This is a genomic window from Parachitinimonas caeni (genome assembly GCF_030129945.1).
In the GTDB taxonomy this organism is placed as follows: Bacteria; Pseudomonadota; Gammaproteobacteria; order Burkholderiales; family Chitinimonadaceae; genus Parachitinimonas; species Parachitinimonas caeni.
This window is the reverse complement of record NZ_JARRAF010000009.1, coordinates 139,556-161,033: the sequence shown is the minus strand read 5'-3', so window position 1 is coordinate 161,033 and position 21,478 is coordinate 139,556. Positions and strand designations below refer to the sequence as shown.

Annotated in this window: 12 protein-coding genes and 1 other RNA gene; 8 read left to right on the top strand and 5 right to left on the bottom strand. The window is 56.3% G+C overall.

The window, feature by feature from the left end; all coding sequences use genetic code 11:
* Positions 1-1,257 precede the first annotated feature (1,257 nt).
* The 4 genes from PZA18_RS10055 (at position 1,258) to PZA18_RS10040 (ending at position 8,960) form a co-directional block, all read left to right on the top strand.
* Positions 1,258-5,751 carry an amino acid adenylation domain-containing protein gene (locus PZA18_RS10055; protein ID WP_284100705.1) on the top strand — a complete coding sequence of 1,498 codons (4,494 nt, stop codon included), beginning with the start codon at positions 1,258-1,260 and terminating at the stop codon, positions 5,749-5,751.
* A 61-nt stretch (positions 5,752-5,812) separates the two neighbouring features.
* A non-coding RNA gene (locus tag PZA18_RS10050) (sX9 sRNA) lies at positions 5,813-5,887 on the top strand.
* Positions 5,888-5,971: 84 nt separating this feature from the next.
* A complete protein-coding gene (gene asnB, locus PZA18_RS10045; RefSeq protein WP_284100704.1) occupies positions 5,972-7,837 on the top strand; it encodes an asparagine synthase (glutamine-hydrolyzing) in 1,866 nt (621 codons plus the stop codon).
* Positions 7,838-7,916: 79 nt separating this feature from the next.
* Positions 7,917-8,960, top strand: coding sequence for a DUF481 domain-containing protein (locus PZA18_RS10040; RefSeq protein WP_284100703.1), 1,044 nt, complete (start codon positions 7,917-7,919; stop codon positions 8,958-8,960).
* Between the two features lie 103 nt (positions 8,961-9,063).
* Here PZA18_RS10040 and PZA18_RS10035 read toward each other — a convergent pair whose 3' ends face one another.
* The 3 genes from PZA18_RS10035 to PZA18_RS10025 form a co-directional block, all read right to left on the bottom strand.
* Complete coding sequence (locus tag PZA18_RS10035; protein ID WP_284100702.1) at positions 9,064-11,352, bottom strand: DUF4401 domain-containing protein; 2,289 nt, start codon at positions 11,350-11,352, stop codon at positions 9,064-9,066.
* A gap of 477 nt (positions 11,353-11,829) precedes the next feature.
* Positions 11,830-12,909, bottom strand: coding sequence for a beta propeller repeat protein (locus PZA18_RS10030; RefSeq protein WP_284100701.1), 1,080 nt, complete (start codon positions 12,907-12,909; stop codon positions 11,830-11,832).
* 271 nt (positions 12,910-13,180) lie between these two features.
* Positions 13,181-14,353 carry a DUF4401 domain-containing protein gene (locus PZA18_RS10025; RefSeq protein ID WP_284100700.1) on the bottom strand — a complete coding sequence of 391 codons (1,173 nt, stop codon included), beginning with the start codon at positions 14,351-14,353 and terminating at the stop codon, positions 13,181-13,183.
* 286 nt (positions 14,354-14,639) lie between these two features.
* On the opposite strand from PZA18_RS10025, the gene PZA18_RS10020 reads away from it, so the two are divergent.
* Entirely contained in the window at positions 14,640-15,173 is a 534-nt protein-coding gene (locus PZA18_RS10020) for a GNAT family N-acetyltransferase (RefSeq protein ID WP_284100699.1), read from the top strand.
* A 315-nt stretch (positions 15,174-15,488) separates the two neighbouring features.
* Positions 15,489-15,962 carry a DUF4214 domain-containing protein gene (locus tag PZA18_RS10015; protein ID WP_284100698.1) on the top strand — a complete coding sequence of 158 codons (474 nt, stop codon included), beginning with the start codon at positions 15,489-15,491 and terminating at the stop codon, positions 15,960-15,962.
* 144 nt (positions 15,963-16,106) lie between these two features.
* Here PZA18_RS10015 and PZA18_RS10010 read toward each other — a convergent pair whose 3' ends face one another.
* Positions 16,107-16,472 (bottom strand): hypothetical protein, encoded by a 366-nt coding sequence (locus PZA18_RS10010; RefSeq protein WP_284100697.1) that lies wholly within the window; start codon positions 16,470-16,472, stop codon positions 16,107-16,109.
* Between the two features lie 324 nt (positions 16,473-16,796).
* Entirely contained in the window at positions 16,797-17,966 is a 1,170-nt protein-coding gene (locus PZA18_RS10005; RefSeq protein ID WP_284100696.1) for a DUF3103 family protein, read from the bottom strand.
* A gap of 525 nt (positions 17,967-18,491) precedes the next feature.
* Here PZA18_RS10005 and PZA18_RS10000 point away from each other — a divergent pair.
* Entirely contained in the window at positions 18,492-20,561 is a 2,070-nt protein-coding gene (locus tag PZA18_RS10000) for a methyl-accepting chemotaxis protein (RefSeq protein ID WP_284100695.1), read from the top strand.
* Positions 20,562-20,914: 353 nt separating this feature from the next.
* Complete coding sequence (locus PZA18_RS09995) at positions 20,915-21,415, top strand: type III secretion system chaperone (protein ID WP_284100694.1); 501 nt, start codon at positions 20,915-20,917, stop codon at positions 21,413-21,415.
* The last annotated feature ends 63 nt before the right edge of the window (positions 21,416-21,478 follow it).

Genomic DNA, 21,478 nt, shown 5'->3' with positions numbered 1-21,478 from the left:
CGGCTTTAACCACAGCGAGCCCCTACCGCCCTCTAAGCCGCCGAGGGCCGGGTGGCTGGGCGGGGGAAGTCGGCGGCAGCCTGTCTGAGCACGGCCGAAGGACGGGCGAGTTCTGCCGACGCCCGGCCAGTGGCCCGGACCGAGGGAAGTTGCGTAGCAACCGGCGCAGCGGGATCGCATTTCTTTGCTTCCTTTCTTTGGCGAGACAAAGAAAGGAAGGTGCCTGCGGGGCACCCCCCGCACCGAAATACCGCGCCGCAGGCGCTTAACCGGAATCTCGGCAGTTGAGTATCAAGACGATGTTCAAGTTTTTAGCGCCATACGGCGCGTTGGTTTGTGGGCGGGGGGCGCCCCGCATGCGCCCTTCTTTCTTTGCTTCGTCAAAGAAAGAAGGCAAAGAAAGACGACCCAGCTTCACCGCCCTTCGGGTGCCCTGCGCGCCTCGCCCTGCGTGGCCGGTGCGTAAACTCGCCCGCCCTGCGGCCGGACTCAGACAAACGCCCCGGACGGCCCCACTCCGGCCTGCGGTGCTCGGCGGTTCAGATGGGAGGGGATGCATAACAGCGATTTGAGCGATGAAACAGGAGTAGTTGGGAAGATAGCTGGATGGCTTTGCTAAGTGTGCGATAGCGGTTCGTTGTGATCCAGACAGTGAGTACCTCAATCCATTGGCCTGCCATGACTTCGGCCTGGAAAGGGTTGTTATGAATCCCTTCCCGTCTGAACCGCCGAGCACCGGAATCGCGGGTGGGGCCGTCTGGCGCAGCCTGTCTGAGCACGGCCAAAGGATGGGCGAGTTCTGCGCCAGCCACCCGGGATGCAGGCGCGCAGGGAACCCGCAGGGCGGTGAAGTCGGGTCGCCTTTCTTTGCTTCCTTTCTTTGGCGAGACAAAGAAAGGATGGTGCCTGCGGGGCACCCCCCGCACCCAATCTTGGCGCCGCAAGGCGCATAACTGGCGAAGCAAAGAAGAAAGGCACATGCGGGGTGCGCCCCACCCTTAAAACCACGCACTGTAAGGCGCTTAACCAGAATCTCTGGCAGTTGAGCATCACGATGATGTTCAAGTTTTTAGCGCCAAATAGCGCCTAACATCGCAACCAGCAGGAACCGAGTTACACAACACGACATCACGAAACTTCAACAGTTACGCACCAAGATACTGATGAAGTAAGCAATCTACTTCACACATAACAACGCATCACCACAACAAGCCAGGTTTTCAAGCGGTGCTCCCAGAGCGGGGAAAGGGAAAGAGAATGTACACAAAGGCCGAAGTCAAACAGGTTTACGCGCTCACCCCCATGCAGCAAAGCCTGTTGCACCATGCGGTACAAGATAGCGACTCCGCCGCCTACCACGAACAACTGCTGATGATGTTCGAAGGCGTGCTCGACCTCGCGGCCATGAACGAAGCCTGGCAGACCGTCATCAACCGCCACGATGCCTTGCGTGGCCGCTTTCTCTATGAACAGGTCTCGCGCCCGGTGCAGGTCGTCCCGCATGTCGAGACCCTGCAGATCCGCCAGCTGCCAACACCGCTACTGCGCGATACCGCCTTGCGGCTCGACCGCGCCCAGCCGTTTTCCCCCGGCAACGAACACGCGATGCGGCTGACGACATTCTGCGAGCCCGGCGGGCTGACCGGCCTGCTGTGGAGCTTTCACCATGTGCTGCTCGACGGCTGGAGCATTGGCCTCGTCTTGCATGAAGTGCTGACGCTGTACCGGCAGCTGGCCGAGCCCGGCCGCGCCATCGACCCCTTGCCACCGGCACCCGACTACGCCGTGTTTCAGCAATGGCTGGCTCAACAAAGCGTCGAATCGGCGCGAGACTGGTGGCGCGAGCAGCTGGCCGGCTACCCCGGTGAAGCCCTGTTGGCCGAGGGCCTGTTGAAAGCCACGGGCGATGAAGTCGGCCAGAGTCAGGAACTGACCGTCAACCTGCCGGCCGAGCTGTCAGGCCAGCTCACCCAGCTGGCACAGGCCCACGGTGCCGGCTTGCAGCATGTGCTGCTGGCAGCCTGGGGGCTGGTAGCCGGGGCCATCACCCGCCGCAACGATCTGATCATCCCTACCGTGGTAGCAGGCCGCCCGGCCGACATCGACGCAGTGGAGCAGCTGGTGGGGCTGTTCATCAACACCCTGCCATTGCGTTTGCGCTGGCAGGCAGATACCCCGTTCAGCCAGTTGCTGCGGGCCGTGCGCGACCACCAGTTCGCGGCACTCCACCAGCAGCATCTGCCCCTGGCCGAAGCGCTGGCCACCTGCGGTAGTGGTATCGACCACCTGTTCATCATGCAATACGCCGATCAGGGCCAGTTTGCCGGCCCGGTCACCGCCGAACTGGAGCTGGCGGAAATCGTCTTCAGTGAGCACACCCCCTATCCGCTGGAAGTGATTGCCACGCCAGGGCCTCTGGGCCTGGGCCTGACTTTTCGTAGTGGCGGCGGCGTGGTGGCCGCGCATGTACTGTTCGGCCTTGCGGATGCGCTGTGTACGGTGCTGGGACAGGTGGTACAACAGGCGGAGCGGCCCGTCGGCGAGCTGGCGGTCGTCTCCCCCGAGCGCCAGCGTACCTTGCGCAAACGCGGCCGGGGCAAGCCTTGGGACAAAGCGCCGGAGCGGGCGCTGGCCGGCTTTATTGCCCAGGCGCAACGCGAGCCGCAGCGGATTGCGCTGGAGCAGCACGGCCTCAGCCTCAGCTATGGCGACCTGCTGGCCCACGCCAACCGGCTGGCCCACACCTTGCTGGCCAGAGTGCCCCTGCAGCCCGGCGAGCGTGTAGCCGTGCTGTGCGAACGCAGCCCGGATCTATTGATCGGGTTGCTGGCCGTACTGCAGGCCGGCGCCGCTTATGTGCCGGTAGACCCCGACTTTCCACCAGACCGGATCGCACAGATGCTGGAGGACAGCGACTGCCGGCTGATTCTGGGCAGCGAGCAGACCTTGCGCCGTCTGCCCGCTTCGCTGGCCTGGAAGGGCCAGCGCATCGACCAACCGCTCGACGACGCGCCGGACACCGCCCCCGCCATCGCTACCACGCCAGACGACCTCGCCTATGTGATTTTCACCTCGGGCTCGACCGGTCGCCCCAAAGGCGTGATGCTGCGCCAGCGCAATGCAGCAGCCTTCTTTGGCAGCCTGCCCGCGCAACTGGGCCTGAGCGCCGGGCAGCGCTTGCTGGCCGTGACCACCATCAGCTTCGATATTGCCGCGCTGGAGCTGATTGGGGCGCTGTGGGCCGGCATGACCATTGTTCTGGCCAGCACCAGCCAGGCACGCGACCCGTCCCTGCTGGCCGGGCTGTTGAGCAGCGAGCGCATCGATTGCCTGCAGCTGACGCCCACCCGGCTCAAACTGCTGCTTGAACACGGCGGCCGGGAGTGTCTGGCCGGGCTGAGTACGCTGCTGGTAGGTGGGGAAGCCCTGACGCCTGCCCTGGCTGGCCCGTTGCACACCCTGCCGGCACGGGTCTTCAACGTCTACGGCCCAACCGAGACCACGATCTGGTCGAGTTTTGCCGAGCTGGGCCGGGGGCCGATTCATTTGGGGCAGGCGTTTGCCGGCGAGCAGCTGGTATTGCTGACCGCAGAAGGAGAAATGCAGCTCGAAGGCGCAATTGGCGAGCTGGCAATCGGCGGGGTCGGCGTGGCAGCGGGCTATTTGAACCAGCCGGAACTCACGGCCAGTCGTTTTATCGAGCGCCCACATATCGCCAAAGGCCCGCTGTACTTGACCGGCGATCTGGCCGCCTGGGATGCCGATGGTCATCTGCGCTATCTGGGCCGGCGTGATGATCAGGTCAAGATCCGTGGCGTGCGCATCGAGCCCGGCGAAGTCGAAGCGATCCTGAAAAGACAGCCCGCCCTGCGCGATGCGGTGGTTGGCACCGTCGAGCGGGATGACGGCGAGCGGGAGCTGGTAGCCTGGCTGGTGTTGGCCGACGGCAGCACTGCCATCAACCCGGCCGACTGGCGCCAGCGACTGGCCAGCCAGCTGCCGGACGCGCTGATGCCCAGCCATTGGCTGGCCGTGGCCGAGCTGCCGCAGACGCCTAACGGCAAGCTCGACCGGCGCGCCCTGCCAGCGCCCGTGCGACGCACCGGCCAGCTGTGCAGCGGCCGTCAACCGGCCAATGCCACCGAAGCTGCGATCATGAAAGTCTACGGCGAGGTACTGGGCCGCCCGGTTGCCGTCGATGACGACTTCTTTGCAGTGGGTGGTCATAGCCTGCTGGCCATGCAGGCCATCGGCCGTATCAACCGGGCGCTCAAAGCCTCGTACCGGCTGGCCGATCTGTACCAGGCCCGCAGCGCCCAGGCGCTGGCGGCGCGGCCGGCTGGTCAACGTGGCGATGCAGCCATCAGCCCCGCCGCCGATGCGGCGGATTACCCATTGTCTTATCAGCAGGAATCGCTCTGGGTGCTCGATCAGCTGGTGCCCGGCTACGCTGGCTACAACGTGCCTGGTGCTTACCGCTTCGAGCCCGGCCTCGACCCCGCCACGCTGCACCGGGCCTGGAGCCAGCTGGTGGCCCGCCACGAGTCGCTGCGCACGGTCTTCATCAGCGTGGACGATGTGCCCCGCCAGCGCGTGCTGGCCGACATGCCCTTCGTGATAGACCGTATCGCGACCGATGGCAGGGACGATATGGCCCTGCAAGCGCTGGTCGGCGACCTCACCCGCCAGCCATTCGACCTGATGCACGGTCCGCTGTTCCGGCTGGCCCTGATCGAACCGCCGACCGTCAATGGCCAGCGCCCCTGGTCGATTCTGGTTCTGGTGACCCATCACATCATCAGCGATGGCTGGTCTGACAACCTGATGGTGCAGGATCTGGCCGCCGCTTATCGCGACCAGCCCCTGCCCCCCGCACCACCGCTGCGCTATCGCGATTACGCCGTCTGGCAGCGGCAGCAACTGGCGGGCTGGCAGCAGGCTGGGCATGCCGGTTTCTGGCGCGAGCATCTGGCCGATCTGCCGCTGCTGTCCCTGCCGCTGGATGGCCTGCGGCTGGCCCGCCCGCAACGTGACGGAGCCCGTCATAACTGGCAATGCCCCCCCGACAGCCAGACCGCATGGCGCACGCTGCCGAGTTCTGAACGCTTTGCAGCAGCCATCGCCAGTGTGGCGGCTGTTCTGCATCTGGCCAGCGGGCAGACCGATGTGGTCATCGGCACGCCATTATCGGGCCGCGACCGCCCCGAGCTGCAGGATCAGGTCGGGCTGTTTTTAAACCTGCTGCCGTTGCGCCTGCAGCTAACACCAGATATGAGCCTGGCCAGCCTGCAGGCCGCCGCCCGCAGCGAAATCGACAGCGTGCTACCCCATGCCGAATTCCCGTTTGCCCGCCTCGTCGATAGTCTGGGGCTCAACGCCCCGCCCGGCCGGCACCCGGTATTTGACGTGATGTTGATCTTGCATCAGCAAGCGATGCCCGTGCCGGACCTCGCCGGCAGTCAGGGCCGCCCCTGGGCCGAACAAAGCTGGTCCAGCCGCTTTGATCTGGACTTCGAGCTGTGGACCGGCCCGGAAGGTCTGCACGGTTTCATCGAATACGACAGCAGCCTGTTCCAGCCCTCCAGCGCCCACCGTTATGCCGAACACTGGCAGGCGGTGCTGCTGGCACTGGCCACCGAACCCGACACCACGCTGGCCGAACTCGCCCACCGCCTGCCCGGCGCCCGCCAGCCGGTGCAGGATGCCGATGCGTTTGTGGCAGCAAGCCTGGCGCTGGATGATGAGTTTTAAAACCAGCCCAAGATCTTACTGCGCGGCCGTGATCAGGGCTCATGCGCTGCTCGAAATCCTCATGTACCACTTGTACATTCCGGTTTCTGCGCTGCTCTTCACCCTGCTGACGGCCGCTCGCTACAGATCTTGAGCCGGTTTTGCGTGGAATAGCTTTGGGTACAACAAAAACAAATCCTTAATAAACATCCAACAAATCACACATCAAAAGGCTCACCCCATGTGCGGCATCACCGGAATCATCTCTCTCGACCCCAGACGCCCGGTTGAACGGGCGCCGCTGGAGGTCATGACCCATAGTCTGGTCCACCGTGGGCCGGATGACAGTGGTTTTCACGTTGAAGGCCCGGTCGGGCTGGGTTTTCGCCGGCTGGCCATCATCGATCCCCGCCCCATCGGCAATCAGCCGCATTTCAGCGCAAACCGGCAGGTGGTGTCGGTCTGCAATGGTGAGATCTTCAACCATGAAGATCTGCGGCGTGAGCTGGAGGGCCGGGGCCATCAGCTGCGTTCGCGCTGCGATGTCGAGGTGCTGCCTTATCTGTATCAGGACATGGGCGAAGCGCTGCTCGACCGGCTGAATGGCCAGTTTGCGCTGGCCATCTACGATCAGGCCCGGCATCGGCTGGTTCTGGCACGCGACCCGGTGGGCATTTGCCCGCTGTATTACACGGTGGCCGATGGCCAGCTGCTGTTTGCATCCGAGATCAAGGCGCTGCTCACCCACCCGGCCGTGAAACGGGCGGTTGATCTGACCGGGCTGGACCAATGTTTCACCTTTCCCGGCCTGGTTAGCCCCAACACGCTGTTCAAGGGCATCCACAGCCTGCCGGCCGGGCATCTGCTGGTCATGGAAAACGGGGTGGTCCAGGCCCGTTGTTATTGGGATCTGGACTACCCGGAAGACGCCCCGCGCCAGCCGCCGGCCAATTGGCAGCAGGAACTCGACCACCTGCTGCGGCAAGCTGTCGCCCGTCGTCTGCAATCTGATGCACAGGTGGGGTTTTATCTGAGCGGCGGGCTCGATTCCTCGCTGATTGCCGGCTTGATCCACGCCCAGCGGCCCAACGCACAATGGCATTCGTTCTCGATTGTGTTCGATGACGAACGGCTCGACGAACGCCGCTATCAGCGCATGGTGAGCGACCGGCTGGCCAGCATCCACCACGAGATCCCATTCAAGCCGAGCGACGTCGAGCAGCGCTTGCGTGCCGTCATCCGCCATGCCGAATCTCCCCTGCGCGAAAGTTACGACACCTGTTCGCATGCACTGGCCCAGGCCGTCCACGAAGCCGGCTGCAAGGTGGTGCTCTCGGGCGAAGGGGCGGACGAGCTGTTTGCCGGTTATGTGGGCTACCGGCTGGATGCGCTGCGCGGCAACAATCTTGGCGCCGATCCGCTCGATGGCGACGACTGGCAGGAAATGCAGCTGCGTGAACGGCTGTGGGGCGACGGCAATTTCTTTTACGAGCGCGACTACCACGCCTTCAACGAGACGCTGCAGGCGCTGTATTCCCCTGCCCTCGCCCAGCGTCACGGCGAATTCGGCGCCACCCGCCACGCCCCGGTGCCGCATGCCCGCCTGAAGCGCCGGCATCCAATTCACCAGCGTTCGTATGTCGATTTCAAGCTGCGGATTGCCGACCACCTGCTGACCGACCACGGCGACCGCATGACCTTTGCCCATAGCGTGGAAGGCCGCTACCCCTTCCTCGATAAAGACCTGATCGCCTTCGTCACCCGTCTGCCACCCGGCCTGCTGGTGCAAGACCAGAGGGAGAAATATCCGCTGCGTTGCATCGCTCGTGACTACGTGCCGCCTGCCATCATCAACCGGGAAAAATTCGCATTTGTCGCGCCCGGCAGCCCAGCCCTACTGCGGGCAGATAGCGGATGGATAGCCGACCTGCTGGCTCCGGAACGCATTCAGCGCCAGGGCTACTTCAACCCGCAGACCGTCGAACGCCTGCGGCAGGCTTACCTGAAGCCGGGCTTCGAGGTGAACCAGACCTTTGATGTCGATTTGATGATGCTGGTGATCACCTTCCAGATCCTGCTGGAAGAATTCGATCTGCCAGACCTATAAACAGAAAACACCCAAGACGGCTTGACTGGCGATGCCCGGCAGCGCGGCAGGCCGCCAAGCCACAACAGGAGGAATCTTGATGCGCATGCACCCGATTGCCGCCGGCCTGTTGGCCGTACTGACCCACCAGGCCAGTCTGGCTGCCGACGACCCCAGCAAGCAGCCCGGCTACGACGCAGGGTATCAGGCAGGCTATGCCGCCGCCCTGAAAGCCCTGGCCGCCCAGCGGAGCGACGATAGCAACAAGACGGCACCCCCAACCAGCCCCGCCAGCACGGCCAGTCAGGCCGCCCCTGCCGCCAACAGCCCCGATCCGACCCCCAAGGTGCAAGTTGGCAGCGATTGGTGGAACCACAGCAGCTACCTCTACCCGCAACGCGACAGCTGGCGCCACCACATCGAGGCCAGCTATTCCGGCACCTGGCTGGATGGCAATGACAGCGGCCGTGCCCTGCGTGCCAGTGGCAAGGTCTATAGCAACTACAACGCCTGGAACAATGAGCTATCGCTCTCGGTGGACAACCGCAACATCCAGCAGGTAAGCGGGGGCGGCAACGTCAAGGATTATGAAATCCTGCAGGAGAGCGTGCGTTACGACCTCAATCCGCAGTGGTATCTGGGGGGTGGCTACATTTATGAAGTGGATGACCAGAACCTGATCACCAGCCGTCACACACTGCTGGCCGGCTTGGGCTACTACTGGATAGACCAGCCGGGACTACGGCTCGACACCTATCTGGCTCTCGGTCGCTTTCGCGAAAACTACGACGACTTCGTGCGCACCTATGTCCGCCTCAATAGCCGCGACAGCAATATCGTCTACGCCTATCAAACCCTGCAGTGGCAGATCAACCCCTCGTGGAGCCTCCGCGAAGGCTTTCGCCTGATCCAGGATCAGGGCGAGTCCGGCCGCTATGTGCTGGCCTCGGCCGCCACCGGCCTGTACAAGGCTGCCGAGTACGTCAAACGCTATCGCTACCTTGCCTCACTGAGCCTGAATTACCAGATGAGCCAGAACGTGATGGTGTCGCTAGGCTGGGAAAAACGCTACGACAGCAACCCCTGGCCCGACGTCCTTAAATCTGACATTACCAAGCGGTTGAGTGTGCAGTTGCAGTATTAGCGGCCAGAGGGGGAGTCTCCCTCTCTCTCTGCAACGGATGCGGGATTTGCGGGATCAAGCATTTTTCGCAGCAGCGAGAGGGCGACGGGCTTTTCGTCTACCTTTATGAGCAGACCTCAGCTGGAATGCCCTCCCTTCCCATTGAAGTCCAGTTCATCCCGTAATCGGTACTTTTGTATACCGCATCGCTTCGGGTGGCATAGAGCGTGCCATCCGGTCCTTTGGCAATACCCCATATATCCAGGCGCTTCTCTTTCTTCTCTTTATTTAGTTCTAGATTCTTGCCAATTCTGACCGCACTCTTCCCACCATCACGACTCAAATATAATCTTCTGTCTGCCTCGAAAAAAATATCATCCCCCACCAGCCCCCGCAATTTCATGTATTTTGGGAATTTATCTCCCATGCCGAAATTCAGAGCACTGGAATATCTACCATCAAGACCAATTTTTAAAATCATCCACTTAGATGATTCCATTGGTTGTTTTCTTTGCTCGCCCCTTCTATGCGCAGTAAGATACAAATAACTACCAACATACGCCCCTTTCTCGCCAATCGTAAGAGGGTAAAAACTATCAAGCAGAGTATAGGATTTATTCTTTTTATCCAAAACAAACACCGAGCTGCCTGTTCTCGAAGCATAAATTTTTCCATCCTTGAATGCGATAACCTCATCTGCATTGAATGTTTCTTCCGGCCATTTCATTTTAACCCAAGTATGCCAATCGTCAGTCCATGTCACTCCATCATGGCTCAAAACGTATGCGCTGCCATTTTCATCAACATATAAAGATCGATATTCTCTCTCTACCACAGCGTGATGAATCCGACCTTTTTCATTGACCCTATACACTTTGTCATCGTAAGCAATGACGGCCCCACCATTTTTCAACGGGAAAAATTGTCCTGCTCGTTCTGAAGGATTAAATGTAAAAAACAATTTCCATTGGTTGCTTTGTACGTCCCATCGATAAAGCCCAGTATTAGCCCTCACTACCAGATCGCCTTTGGCGCCAACATAAGAATCCCGTATAGAATTACTCTGACACTGCAGTCTAAGCTCATCAATTATTAAATCTGTGGTTCTAATTTTTATGCTTTCATAAGGGTAAGAATAAACTCCCCAAGTAACAAAAATCAAAGCATAAACCGCAGCATAAGTCGCAATATCTTTGCGTCTTTCGCCAATATTGCACAGACTAGGCAACCTTCCCCAATTCCTCTTTACCCAGAGGCCCACCGCAAACCATAATCCAGATATAAATAAAAACAACCCGATTTGCACTTTATGGGAAAAATTCGAATAAAAGCTAAAGTTAATGATACTCCAGGCGCAAACCAAGCCGGCAAATACGGCCTGCCGTTTGCGAAATGATGTAATACATTGGCTGAGTATAAGAATTGCTATCCCAAGCGAGGGGATCAGCCAAGCGGCACCCAGCAAGGGTAGTGCCACACCCACCCACCAAGGCTTTCTAAGCACAGGCCAGCGCCAGATAGCCAGAATCATTGCCGCTACGCACAGATGCACCGACACCACGCGTGCGACGTTGGCAATCCAATGGCAAAAGTAAACCGGGATATGCAGATTAAAGAAATTGGACAAGCCGTAGTCGCCCCACCCCAACTTCTGAAATGACCCTAAGCTTGCCCAAATTGCAAGTACGGTCAGAATTACGGTCAGCCAGCCATCTGCAAAATATTCAGGCGCCGGTTCTCCTTGAGGCTGACGATCTTTGTTCCATAAATAGGTCAGTGCGTATTGGTTAATCAACCACATGCCCAAACAGGTATACAGCGCCGCCAGGAAAAACAATAAAGGATCTGGTCGAGTCATTCTCCAACCCAACTCCATTGCCTTTTGATACTGCTCACTCTCGAACGCAGCTCTCAGAAATAACTCCCTCCAGGACATAGAGATTAATGCGCAGGAAATAGCCCCCAGAACACCAAACAGCCATTGCAGCCATGGTCGTTTGCTGAGCGTGGCGATGCCGAGAAGCAAAAGAAACGTGAACGCAGGGGCTACACGTTCCGGCAAATCACGAAACACCCCCAGGGTCACCAGACCAACGCCAATTAACAGCAATCCAGTAACCAATTGCTCTATAAGCCAGGGCAGTGGGCGCTTCTGCAGCGCGTTAGTGGTGATAACAATTAGCAGCGAACCTGCCAGATAGAGGTTTTCGAGAAGCAGCTCCGCACGAAGGGTGGCTAAGGTTGAACACAACACCAGGGTAGCAATGAGCCATCCGCTGATCTCTGCCGCCCCACCGGCGATGACCCTCACTTCATTTTTAAACTGAGTCTTTGCATTTTCGGGCCAGTACCCCGCTCGGATAGCGGACTGAATAATCTTCTCTGATATTGAGGTAAATGTAATTCGACTCATAAAACACGCTCTTGCCCGTTCTCATCCCACTTATGAAAAACGACAGAGCCACTCCTCTGATTTACCACAGTCAGTTGAGACCTTACCAGTCCGGGCTTCAGACTTGATAACTCATACTGTGTTTGACGTTTTCTGCTGGTACATGCAGTTTTGACCAAAGTGAATTGAGGATACACAAGGATCCGCTAATAGGGTTCCCCCAAAAATCCTCCCATAATTAAAATTCTATTTGCTAGCCTTATGAATTAGCCTACCTCGTTAGGTGCTGTGTAAATGAAAATCCAAAACTCTCCACCTGGGGTGCCTCAAACTGCGTGACCGGAGGCTTTCCCTGCGGGAGAAAGCGCAAAAAGTCCTTTTGCCTCCATCTCTGCCACGGTAATTAAATAGCTTACGTCCCTGATGCAGCTTAAAGATCCATGTCATGGACTTTCAACAAAAATTCCTATTTCCCCTCCGTGCTTAATTGCCATATTATTATGAGCAGACCTCAGCTGGAATGCCCTCCCTTCCCATTGAAGTCCAGTTCATCCCGTAATCGGTACTTTTGTATACCGCATCGCTTCGGGTGGCATAGAGCGTGCCATCCGGTCCTTTGGCAATACCCCATATATCCAGGTGCTTCTCTTTCTTCTCTTTATTTAATTCTAGATTCTTGCCAATTCTGACCGCACTCTTCCCGCCATCACGACTCAAATATAATCTTCTGTCTGCCTCGAAAAAAATATCATCCCCCACCAAGCCCTTTAATACCATGTATCTTGGAGGTTTATCTTTCATACCGAAATTCAGAATGCTGGAATATTTACCATCAAGGCCAATTTTTACGATTACCCAGCGAGATAAATCTTCTGGCCGTTCATCCCAGTCACCCCTATGAGCAGTAAGATACAAATGATTACCGATGTACACCCCCTCACGATCAATATCGAGCGAGCCTAAGTTATCCAACAAGGTATATGATCTACTCTTTTTATCCACAACAGACACCTTTCCATCGGGGCCCAAAGTATAAATTTTATTATCCTTAAACATCATCTTTTCAATTCTTTTCTCTGAATTCTCATCCCATTGCACGTCCATCCAGGTATCCCAATCATCACTCCATCTCACCTTCTTATAGTTCGATTTATACGCACTGCCATTTTCATCTAAAAAGAATGGCTGATATTTATCATAAATACTGGAATGATAAATACGGTCCTTTACGTTAATTCTACTAATTTCTTTACCATGAAAAACAACAGACTCCCCATTTTTCAGTGGAAAATAGTCTCCCGCTCGCTCCGAGAGATCGAATTTGAAAAATATTTTCCACTTGCTTTTTTTAGCATCCCATCGATAAAGTCCTGAGTCAGCCTTAGCTACCAACCCTCCTTTGGCATCAACATAAGAATCCATTAAATCATTCCCCCAACACCTACTTCCAAAATAATCTACCATAATTCTTTGTGTCAGTTCTATTTTTTCATTTTTATAAGGGTATGAATACACACCCCAAGCAATATAAAAAGAAAAATAGACAGCAGCACAAGCTATTACATCTCCGCGCTTCATTGCACACTCCAGCAAATCAAACAGGGAAATGCAGCTGCGCCCAAAATGATTTCCCCGCCACTTTTGACACCATTTATCTGGACATCATCAGCAAAAGCCATTTCCAAACTCAACACGTACAAAAGAAATAAAAAATCCCGGGTCGCACGAGTCAAATTTTCTTGGGCGTGGCATCAACAGCACTCTGAAAGAGCATGAACACAAAAAACCATTACTAAGCATTTTCACAAACTTGGATAACTTGACGAAAACAACCTCATCGCCGGGACATTTATTCACCTCCACAATCCACCTGCCCAGCCTTTCCCAAAAAACTTACCAATCCCAATAATGCAGAGGAAAATAGGAGCAACCAAGCCAGAGTTTCCAGAGAGAAGTTCGAATGAAAACCGAAATGAATAACACTCCAGACACCAACCACACCTGCAAATATCGCCTGCTGTTTTCGAAATGATGTAATACAGTGGCTGAATATAAGGAATACGGCACCAAGCGAGGGCATCAACCAAGAGGCCGCCAGCAAGGGCAATGCCGCGCCGAGCAACCAGAACTGCTTGAGTACTGGCCAGCGCCATACGGCCAAAATCATTGCCGCTGCGCAAAGATGTACCGATATCACGCGAGCAACATTGGCAATCCAGTGACTAAAATATACCGGGATATACAGGCAGAACCCACCTCCGCCCCCTATTTTCTGAATTGATCCCAAGCTTGCCCAAAGTGTAATCACTGTCAGAATTACTGCCAGCCATCCGGCTGCGAATGACTCCAGTGCCAGAGCCCCTTGGGCGTGACGATCTTTGTCCAGTAAACAGGTCAGCATGTATTGGCAAATCATCCAGACGCCCAAGCAGCTATACAGAGCCAGGAGAAAAAACCATAAAGGTTCTGGTGATTGATCTAGCCACGATCTTCCCCAATGCTCACAATCGAGTATTTTTTCTTGAATACCCCCCCTCCAGGGTATAACGACCAAAGCACAGGAAACCGCTGCCATGGCACCGAACAGCCATTGCAGCCATTGCCGCTTGATTAGCGCGGCCATGCCAAGGAGCATAAATAGGGTGAGGGCAGGGGCTTGATCTTCCCTTAGGTCTCGAAACACGCCAAAAACCATCAGGCTAAGCCCGACCAGCAGCAAGCAAATTACTATTTGCTCAATCAACCAAGGTAGTTGACGTCTCTGTAGCGCCACCGTTGTGACAGCTACAAGAAGCGGGCCAGTCAGATAGAGCTGCTTGAGAAACAGCTCAGTGTCGAGCTTGATCCACAGTCCATACAGCATAGAAAGCATGAATGCCCAAGCGACAGCACCCGCCAACATGCTGGCAATAACACGTAGTCGACTTGCAGGCTGACATGTTGCATTAGGGGGTAAAAGACCTTCATGGACAGCCAATTGAAAAATCGCTTCAACTCTTGATATGCGTCCAGGCCGACTCATATTCCACACCCTCTCGCAAACGTATCTCGCTTGGCAGGGATTTCATTCGGGTGATTTGCTGCTGCCAGGCATGGCCATACCGCCTCCAACTTCCGGCGTAGCAACTCTTGTCTTTTCTGGCTTGTGCAGCCGACTTCAATAAAGGTGAACTGAAGATGCATAGGAACTCGTCATTAGGGTACTCCCCAATATTCTCTCATGACTGACAATCCTTCAGCGTCTGCACAGATTGACCTCCCCCACCAAACGCCTTAGCGTGGGGCGTTTTCAATGTTAAGGAGGCGGTATGCTTATTGGACATGGCATCAGGCTGCGGCATGTGGAGGAGGCGGATCTGGACAGGTTGATTCCGCTACTCAACGACCTGGAGCGTCGCGGCCCTTATCTGCCGAACCTGCTCACGCCACCAGCCCAGCTTCGCCAGAAGTTTCAGGCAGACGGTTTTTCGACGCCTGATTTTGAGCGGCTGTTGATCACGGACGAGGCGGACAAGCTGCTGGGGACGATCTGGCATTTCAAGTCGGTCCCTTACTACAACGCCCGTGAAATCGGGTATGTCCTGTTCGACACCGGGGCGCGCAATCAGGGCGTGATGTCGCAGTCGGTCCGGCTGCTAGTCGATTTTCTGTTTGAAAGCACCCATTTGAACCGCCTGGAAATCCGCATGAGTACCGACAACCTTCCTTCCGAGAGAGTCGCAATCAAATGTGGCTTCAGTAAGGAGGGGGTCGCTCGGGGCGCCAACTACGTCCGGGGCCGGCATGTGGATATGTGTGTCTATGCCATGCTGCGCAGCGATTGGGCGGCATTGCGCGCCTGATCGACGGGGGCTGGGGTGTTCTGGCACCTCGGCTCAATGGTCTTCGGCAGCGGCGGCGCCTGTCCATGCGGCAATCAGAACAGGCGCTCTCCCGCTACTGCCAAGAACGCAACGAATCACTCGCCCAAGCCGCTCTGATTTTATCAGTCTAAATACCTATATTCGTGCACCGTTTGCACACTTAAATTATTTTCCATGAGAGATTTTTAATAAATCTTCACAACGCCATGATAGGATGTTGCTGCCTGTTTATTTCAGGCTTCTTTTACACAGTATTTGCAGTCGTAAACAATTTATAACGAGGACTACAATATTATGAAAATCACATCTTTTGCTCTGGCTTTAGCCACTGCTGGTGTTATTTCTGCAGCACCTGCTGCCCAAGCCGCCACCGCTGGCCAGGTTGCTTTTATCGACACGCTCTATAACGTCGTTCTGGACCGCGCACCCGACGCTGCTGGCAAGGCTTTCTACATTGCCCAGCTTGACGCGCAAGGCACTTGCTCGCAAGCGCAGGCGGTTGCATTGGCCCGTTCGTTCTTCAGCTCGCCTGAGTTCATGGGCAAGTTTCTGAGCACTACAGCCCAAGTAAACAAGATGTACCTCTCGCTGCTCAATCGCAGTCCTGACTTTGCCGGCTTGATGTTCTGGGGAACCCAGCCTGGCGCCGTCTGGGGTGTTGCACCTAGCATGTGGTCCTACCCTGCCGATGTCTCTGCCAATATCGCTGGCGCGATTGCTTCGTCGCAGGAGTTTACGACTTCACGCCTGCCGGCTTTCTGCAGTTAATTAAATAATCTGCGCCCCTCCCTATTAATCGGGAAGGTAAGCGGATATTTAAATTGCGACACCCCACCTTTTATAGGGATGGGGTGTCGTTGTTTTTATTCCTCACGCTCACCTGCCCATATGGGCAAGTTCCTGATTGAGCATTTACTTAGGCTTGACAGGTGCAGGCATGCCAAATTGGGCGCGGCAAGTTTTACGCATCGCATATTCTTCCGCTGTGGATTGGTCGGCCGAGGTGTTGCTCAAAGCGGCTTGGCCTTTTTTCTTGACGTCCTCGCTGGATTTTAAGGCGCGCTCGGCAAACTTCTCACCAAAACAACCGCAATAATTATCCAATTTGGGGTGATCTTTAATATCGGCTTCGCCACCGTATTCCGCTGGGACTTTAACCCCGTCTTTTTTACACATGGCAGCATACGATTGTGCGAAAGAAGAGGAGGCGTTGGTTCCGGCTTGAGCCAGTGTCGGAATCAGGCAGCTCAAAACAAGCAGCAATGAAGTCGTGCGCATTCAATACTCCGTCAGTAAATGATGTATGAATTTACACGTTTCTTTCTGCTTGCGGTGTATTTAAATGTAATGCAAAAAAGATTTTTTGCCTCTGCAAGGCTATCGCCCGTAATGACCAAACCGAATTAGCAATAAGCGTCAGCCTTTTGGTTGCCTCCCAGTTTTAATAAAAATCAAAAGTAGCCATTAAACGGCCATGGCCAGTTTTATTCGGGGCAAGATCTCCCAGGGCCAAGATTAAAATGAGATGCCAATCCCCCCAATGCACAAAGGCCCCGCAGGGCCTTTGTATTTTTCCAGCAGAATCAATCCAAGCCGAAACACTCAGTTGGGCTTGATCTGTAGCGGAGTCAGGGTAATGACCGCGTTGGCACCCGCACCAGGGTAGTCGGTGTAGGTCTTGCCTTTTTCCAGGGTGTAGAAGCTGTCTACATAGTCATCGTCGTTGCTGAACCAGTGAGACGGCATGGCTTGCACAATGGCGCCGGCAACGGTTGCGATCACCGCAAACTCTGGCTTGAACGCGCCCAGAATCTTTTCAACGCCCGAGATGATGGCCACTACCAGATCTTTGTAGTTGGTGTTGTCGTCGTGTTCATACAACAGCACATTGGCTGCCTGATAGCGGTAGTCGTTCCAGACAATCAGCACCTGATTCGGGTAGTAGTCCTGGCCAGAGTAGTCAAGATAGGGCATATCCACCAGGTTGATCTGGGCCTTGGCCTGATCGGGCTGGATGCCTGAAACCAGGGCATACACTTCTGCGGCACCCGAAATCCACGGCTCTTCGTCGTTTTTCAGCCGGATCTTGTCCAGACGTGCGGTGTCGAGCGGCTTGCCGGCGCGGGCCATCGGATTATGGGCTTGCTGCAGGCCTGCCTTGGTCAGCGCGGTGTTGACGTAAGCAATACCGGCACGCAGATCTTCACGACCATCGACATCGGCGATCAGCACCGGCACATCCGGGCGATGGTGGGCGTCGAGTTTATGGATATTGCCGTTGCGGTCGTAAGCTTCGACCGTGGTCCAGCGCTTGTCGTCCCCTGCTGGCTCGAACGCCACCAGCATGTCCTTGACGTCAACCTGGGCCGCAAAGCCTTGCGGCTGGAACAGCCGGACTTCCATCAAGCCATTGGTCAGCGCCTCGGTGCCTTTGAAACGCCGAACCGCCGTATCAAGCTGTTTGAGTTCTGACGAGCGATGACGCAAGCTCATCGGGATATCCTGCTTCTGATAGGCATCGACCAAAGCATTCACTTTGACCTTGCCCTGCTGCTCATCCAGCTTCTGCTGCAAAACCCCGGCAAAGCGCGCATCACCCAGCATACGGGCAATCTCGCGGGCGGTCTGGCGCTTAACGTGGTCAACCACGGTTACCTCGCCAGCCTGCAACTTTGGCGCATCTTCTCCCAGAATTTCCGACGCCACGGCATTGCCCATGGCGAATGCCAGCGCAATGGCTGCGCACCGGCGAATAAGAGTGCTTCTCGACATCTTGTCTCCGATCAAATTGCGATGGTTTTTTACACACTCCTGTGCAAAAAACATTCGAATCTCCAGCACAAACAGCCACCTCTCCCAAGCTGCTGCTTGCGCCGCCGAGTCTGCAGAACAACCGCTGGAGGTACTCCGCAGACGCCATCAAGATTATCCAGAAAGCATTTAGTAAGCAATGAATATTTACTCTAAAAATTAAAAATCAAATCTTGATGTCATTTTTTGACATTCTTCCAATCAAACAGTCAGACAATTTATTAATTAAATATTCTATTTGACTATTTGAATAAGTAACTTATGAAGGGTCAGGAACCCAACTCTGGCCATGTGTAGAGGCTCCAAGCAAGATCCGCATGGGTATTGGTTTTCACAACCAAGTTGAATTTCTACTAAATATAAAGAGGCCAGCCGGCGACTTTGGTAGCACCTTAACGCTCACACCCACCTCAAGGACAACGGCCGCGACACGCCTCGGGCAAAGTTATCCGGCTGGCCAATCGGTAACTCGTCAAAGGCACCCCCATGCTTCCTTCCTGGCAATTACGCACCAAAGTCCTTGTCGCCGCCGCACTGGCCGTGCTGGCTGGCTTCACACTGATGATCACTGTCATCGCCCAAAGCATTTACAGCAGCGCCGAAGCCATTGGCCTGGCCCGCGCACAGGAGCAGGCTGACGCCTTTGCGCAACGGGTGTCGGATCGTTTCGAGCAAGGGTTCATGTTGCCGCGTACCGTGGCGCAGAGTGTTGTCGGCATGCAATCCGCCACCCTGCCCGACCGCAAAATCCTCACGGCCATGGTCAGCAATGTGCTTGCCAATACGCCCGGCGCTACCGGGATGTGGATGCTCTGGGAACCCAACGCGCTAGATGGCAAGGATGCCGACTTTGTGCAGGACTGGCCCCTGCATGACCCAAGCGGCCGTTTCACGCCCTATCTCACCCGCAGCCCCGACGGCAAGGTGCAGGTCGAGCCGATGATGGACGACAACGAGCGAAAAAAAGCCGAGCCTTTCCGTCAAAACCCTGCCGGCTACAAACCCAGTTATGAAGAAAGCGGCTGGGGTGACTTCTATAAAGTGCCCAAGGAGCGCGGCAAGGAGACGGTCACCGAACCCTTCCCGTATGAAGTGCTGGGCAAGAAAGTATTGATGTCGTCGCTGGCAGTGCCCATCCGTGCCAACGATGGCAAGTTTCTGGGCATTGCCGCCGTAGACCTGCCCATGAACACCCTGCAGGCCGAACTTTCCCAGCTGAAGCCATTTGGCGTTGGGCATCTGACGCTGATCTCATCGGGCGGCAACTATGTGGTCAACCTCGACCCGGCCAAGATCGGCAAGGCCCTTGACGCCGCCAGCACCCCACCGAATCTGATGCAGACCATGCAGGCCGGCCAATCGATGCAGACCGACAACGGCAGCAGCCTGGAAGTCTGGAAATCGATCAAGGTCGGACGAGGTGATCAATACTGGATGCTGGGCGTCAACATTCCCAAATCGGCCATCACCGACAGCGCCGCAGCCGCCCGCAACAAAGCCATCGGCGTCGGCGCCATCGCCACCGCCCTGATCGTGCTGGTCATCGGCATCCTGCTCACCACCCTCACCCGTCCACTTGCGCACCTCGCCACCACCATGGAAGCCCTGGCTACCGGCGAGGGCGATCTGACGCGACGGCTGGCCGTAAACTCCCAGGATGAAATCGGCCGAACCAGCCAGGCCTTCAACCAATTCATGGCACGGCTACGCGATATGTTCGTGCAGGTGCGGCAGGAAAGCGAAGCCGTTGGCCGAGCCGCCCACCACCTCGCACAAAGCGCCACTCAGGTTGAAAGCTCCTCCGACGAACAGACTGAAGCTGCCACGTCAACCGCTGCCGCCGTCGAGCAAGTGACTGTCAGCATCCAGCACATCGCCGCCACCGCCCGCGACTTCGAAGCCAGTGCACGCCAGACTGGCGAAGCCACACGCGAAGGACGCCAGCTGGTCGAAAAAGTCGCCAGCGAAATCGACCTCGTCCATCGCAATGTCGATACCCTGGCCGCCGCCATGAGCAGCCTCAGCCAGCAATCAGCCCAGGTAGACAACATCCTGCGTGCCATCAAGGATATTGCCGAACAGACCAATCTATTGGCCCTCAACGCCGCGATCGAAGCCGCCCGCGCAGGCGAGCAAGGGCGCGGCTTTGCCGTGGTCGCCGACGAAGTGCGCAAGCTGGCGGCCCGCACCGCCGAAGCCACCATCGAAATCGGCCAGATCGTCAATCAGATCCAGAAAGAAATCGGCAGTGCCGATAGCAGCGTAAAACTCACCCGCAACAGCATCAGCAACAGCGTGGCTATCTCGCACGAGGCCGCCAGCGCCATTGGCGGCGTCGGGCAGGCCACCGAAAAGCTCGTCAACAATATCGGGGAAATTGCCGATTCGACCCGCGAACAGGCCGCCGCCAGCACCGACATTGCCCGCAATGTCGAAAAAATCAGCGTCATGGCCCAAAGCAACCGCGACGTTGTAGCCAGCGTCAGCGTCGATGTCGATACGCTCGGCAAACTATCAACCAGCCTCACCCAGCTCGTCGCCCGCTTCAAGACATAATGTCTCCCCATCGTCGGTGCCGTTGATGGGTTTGCCGCTTGCCTGATGGCTGGTTCCGGTATCAGGCTGGTGCGCATACCAGCCCCCTTCAGCGGCTTACCCGCCACGGGTCACGGCAATCCAACCCTCATTCTGTAAGCCCGTAGCAAGAAAAAATCTGAACAAACCCATTTTCCGGCCGATGTGAGAATTCACACCGGCCGGTATTATTTTCTTACACCATTGAATTTATTGGACTTAATGGCATTCAGTCATTTTCATGAACCTCAGCCTCACCACAATCGCCCCACAATCTTTTGCGAAAGTTCACTCCACAGCAACGGCACCCAGCCGACCACTCAAGGAGAGCGCAAATGGACTTTCACACCCTCGTAACCGAACTCGGCCGCACCCTCAAACTCGACACCAGCAGCGTTACGCCAGATCAGCAGTTGGTACAGATCAACTTCGAAGACAACTCCGAAGTCATTCTCAGCCATCTCGCAGACCGCGAAGAAATCGGCATCTCGGCCGAACTGTGCTTTGCCAGCAGCCCCGGTGAAATCGCCGCAGTGCTGATGGAAGCCCAGGCCTTCGGCCTGCAAACCGATGGCTGCCACTTCGGCTACAACCGCGAAGCCGGCAAGTTCATCCAGATCCGCACCCGCCCGCTGGCCAGCCTCGACCCAGACCATCTGCTGGAAACCCTCAAGAGCTTCCTTTCGGTACGCAGCGATTGGAAATCCAAGGTCGATAACGGCGAACTCGCCAACCAGGCGCGCAGCAACCAGTTCACCAGCGACCGTGGCACGGTACCGATGGAACGGCCACCAATGGGCGATGCGTTTATTCCGGGGATGGTGTCGTTTGCGTAATAGTCCTAGTTAGAAAACATTGGTTCAATCTGCCGAATTCGTACGACTCAGTAAACACACGGC

Excerpts from the sequence above, each read along its gene's own strand:
- PZA18_RS10055 (WP_284100705.1), top strand. The coding sequence starts at position 1,258 with ATGTACACAAAGGCCGAAGTCAAACAGGTTTACGCGCTCACCCCCATG.
- asnB (WP_284100704.1), top strand. The coding sequence starts at position 5,972 with ATGTGCGGCATCACCGGAATCATCTCTCTCGACCCCAGACGCCCGGTT.
- PZA18_RS10040 (WP_284100703.1), top strand. The coding sequence starts at position 7,917 with ATGCGCATGCACCCGATTGCCGCCGGCCTGTTGGCCGTACTGACCCAC.
- PZA18_RS10035 (WP_284100702.1), bottom strand. The coding sequence starts at position 11,352 with ATGAGTCGAATTACATTTACCTCAATATCAGAGAAGATTATTCAGTCC.
- PZA18_RS10030 (WP_284100701.1), bottom strand. The coding sequence starts at position 12,909 with ATGAAGCGCGGAGATGTAATAGCTTGTGCTGCTGTCTATTTTTCTTTT.
- PZA18_RS10025 (WP_284100700.1), bottom strand. The coding sequence starts at position 14,353 with ATGAGTCGGCCTGGACGCATATCAAGAGTTGAAGCGATTTTTCAATTG.
- PZA18_RS10020 (WP_284100699.1), top strand. The coding sequence starts at position 14,640 with ATGCTTATTGGACATGGCATCAGGCTGCGGCATGTGGAGGAGGCGGAT.
- PZA18_RS10015 (WP_284100698.1), top strand. The coding sequence starts at position 15,489 with ATGAAAATCACATCTTTTGCTCTGGCTTTAGCCACTGCTGGTGTTATT.
- PZA18_RS10010 (WP_284100697.1), bottom strand. The coding sequence starts at position 16,472 with ATGCGCACGACTTCATTGCTGCTTGTTTTGAGCTGCCTGATTCCGACA.
- PZA18_RS10005 (WP_284100696.1), bottom strand. The coding sequence starts at position 17,966 with ATGTCGAGAAGCACTCTTATTCGCCGGTGCGCAGCCATTGCGCTGGCA.
- PZA18_RS10000 (WP_284100695.1), top strand. The coding sequence starts at position 18,492 with ATGCTTCCTTCCTGGCAATTACGCACCAAAGTCCTTGTCGCCGCCGCA.
- PZA18_RS09995 (WP_284100694.1), top strand. The coding sequence starts at position 20,915 with ATGGACTTTCACACCCTCGTAACCGAACTCGGCCGCACCCTCAAACTC.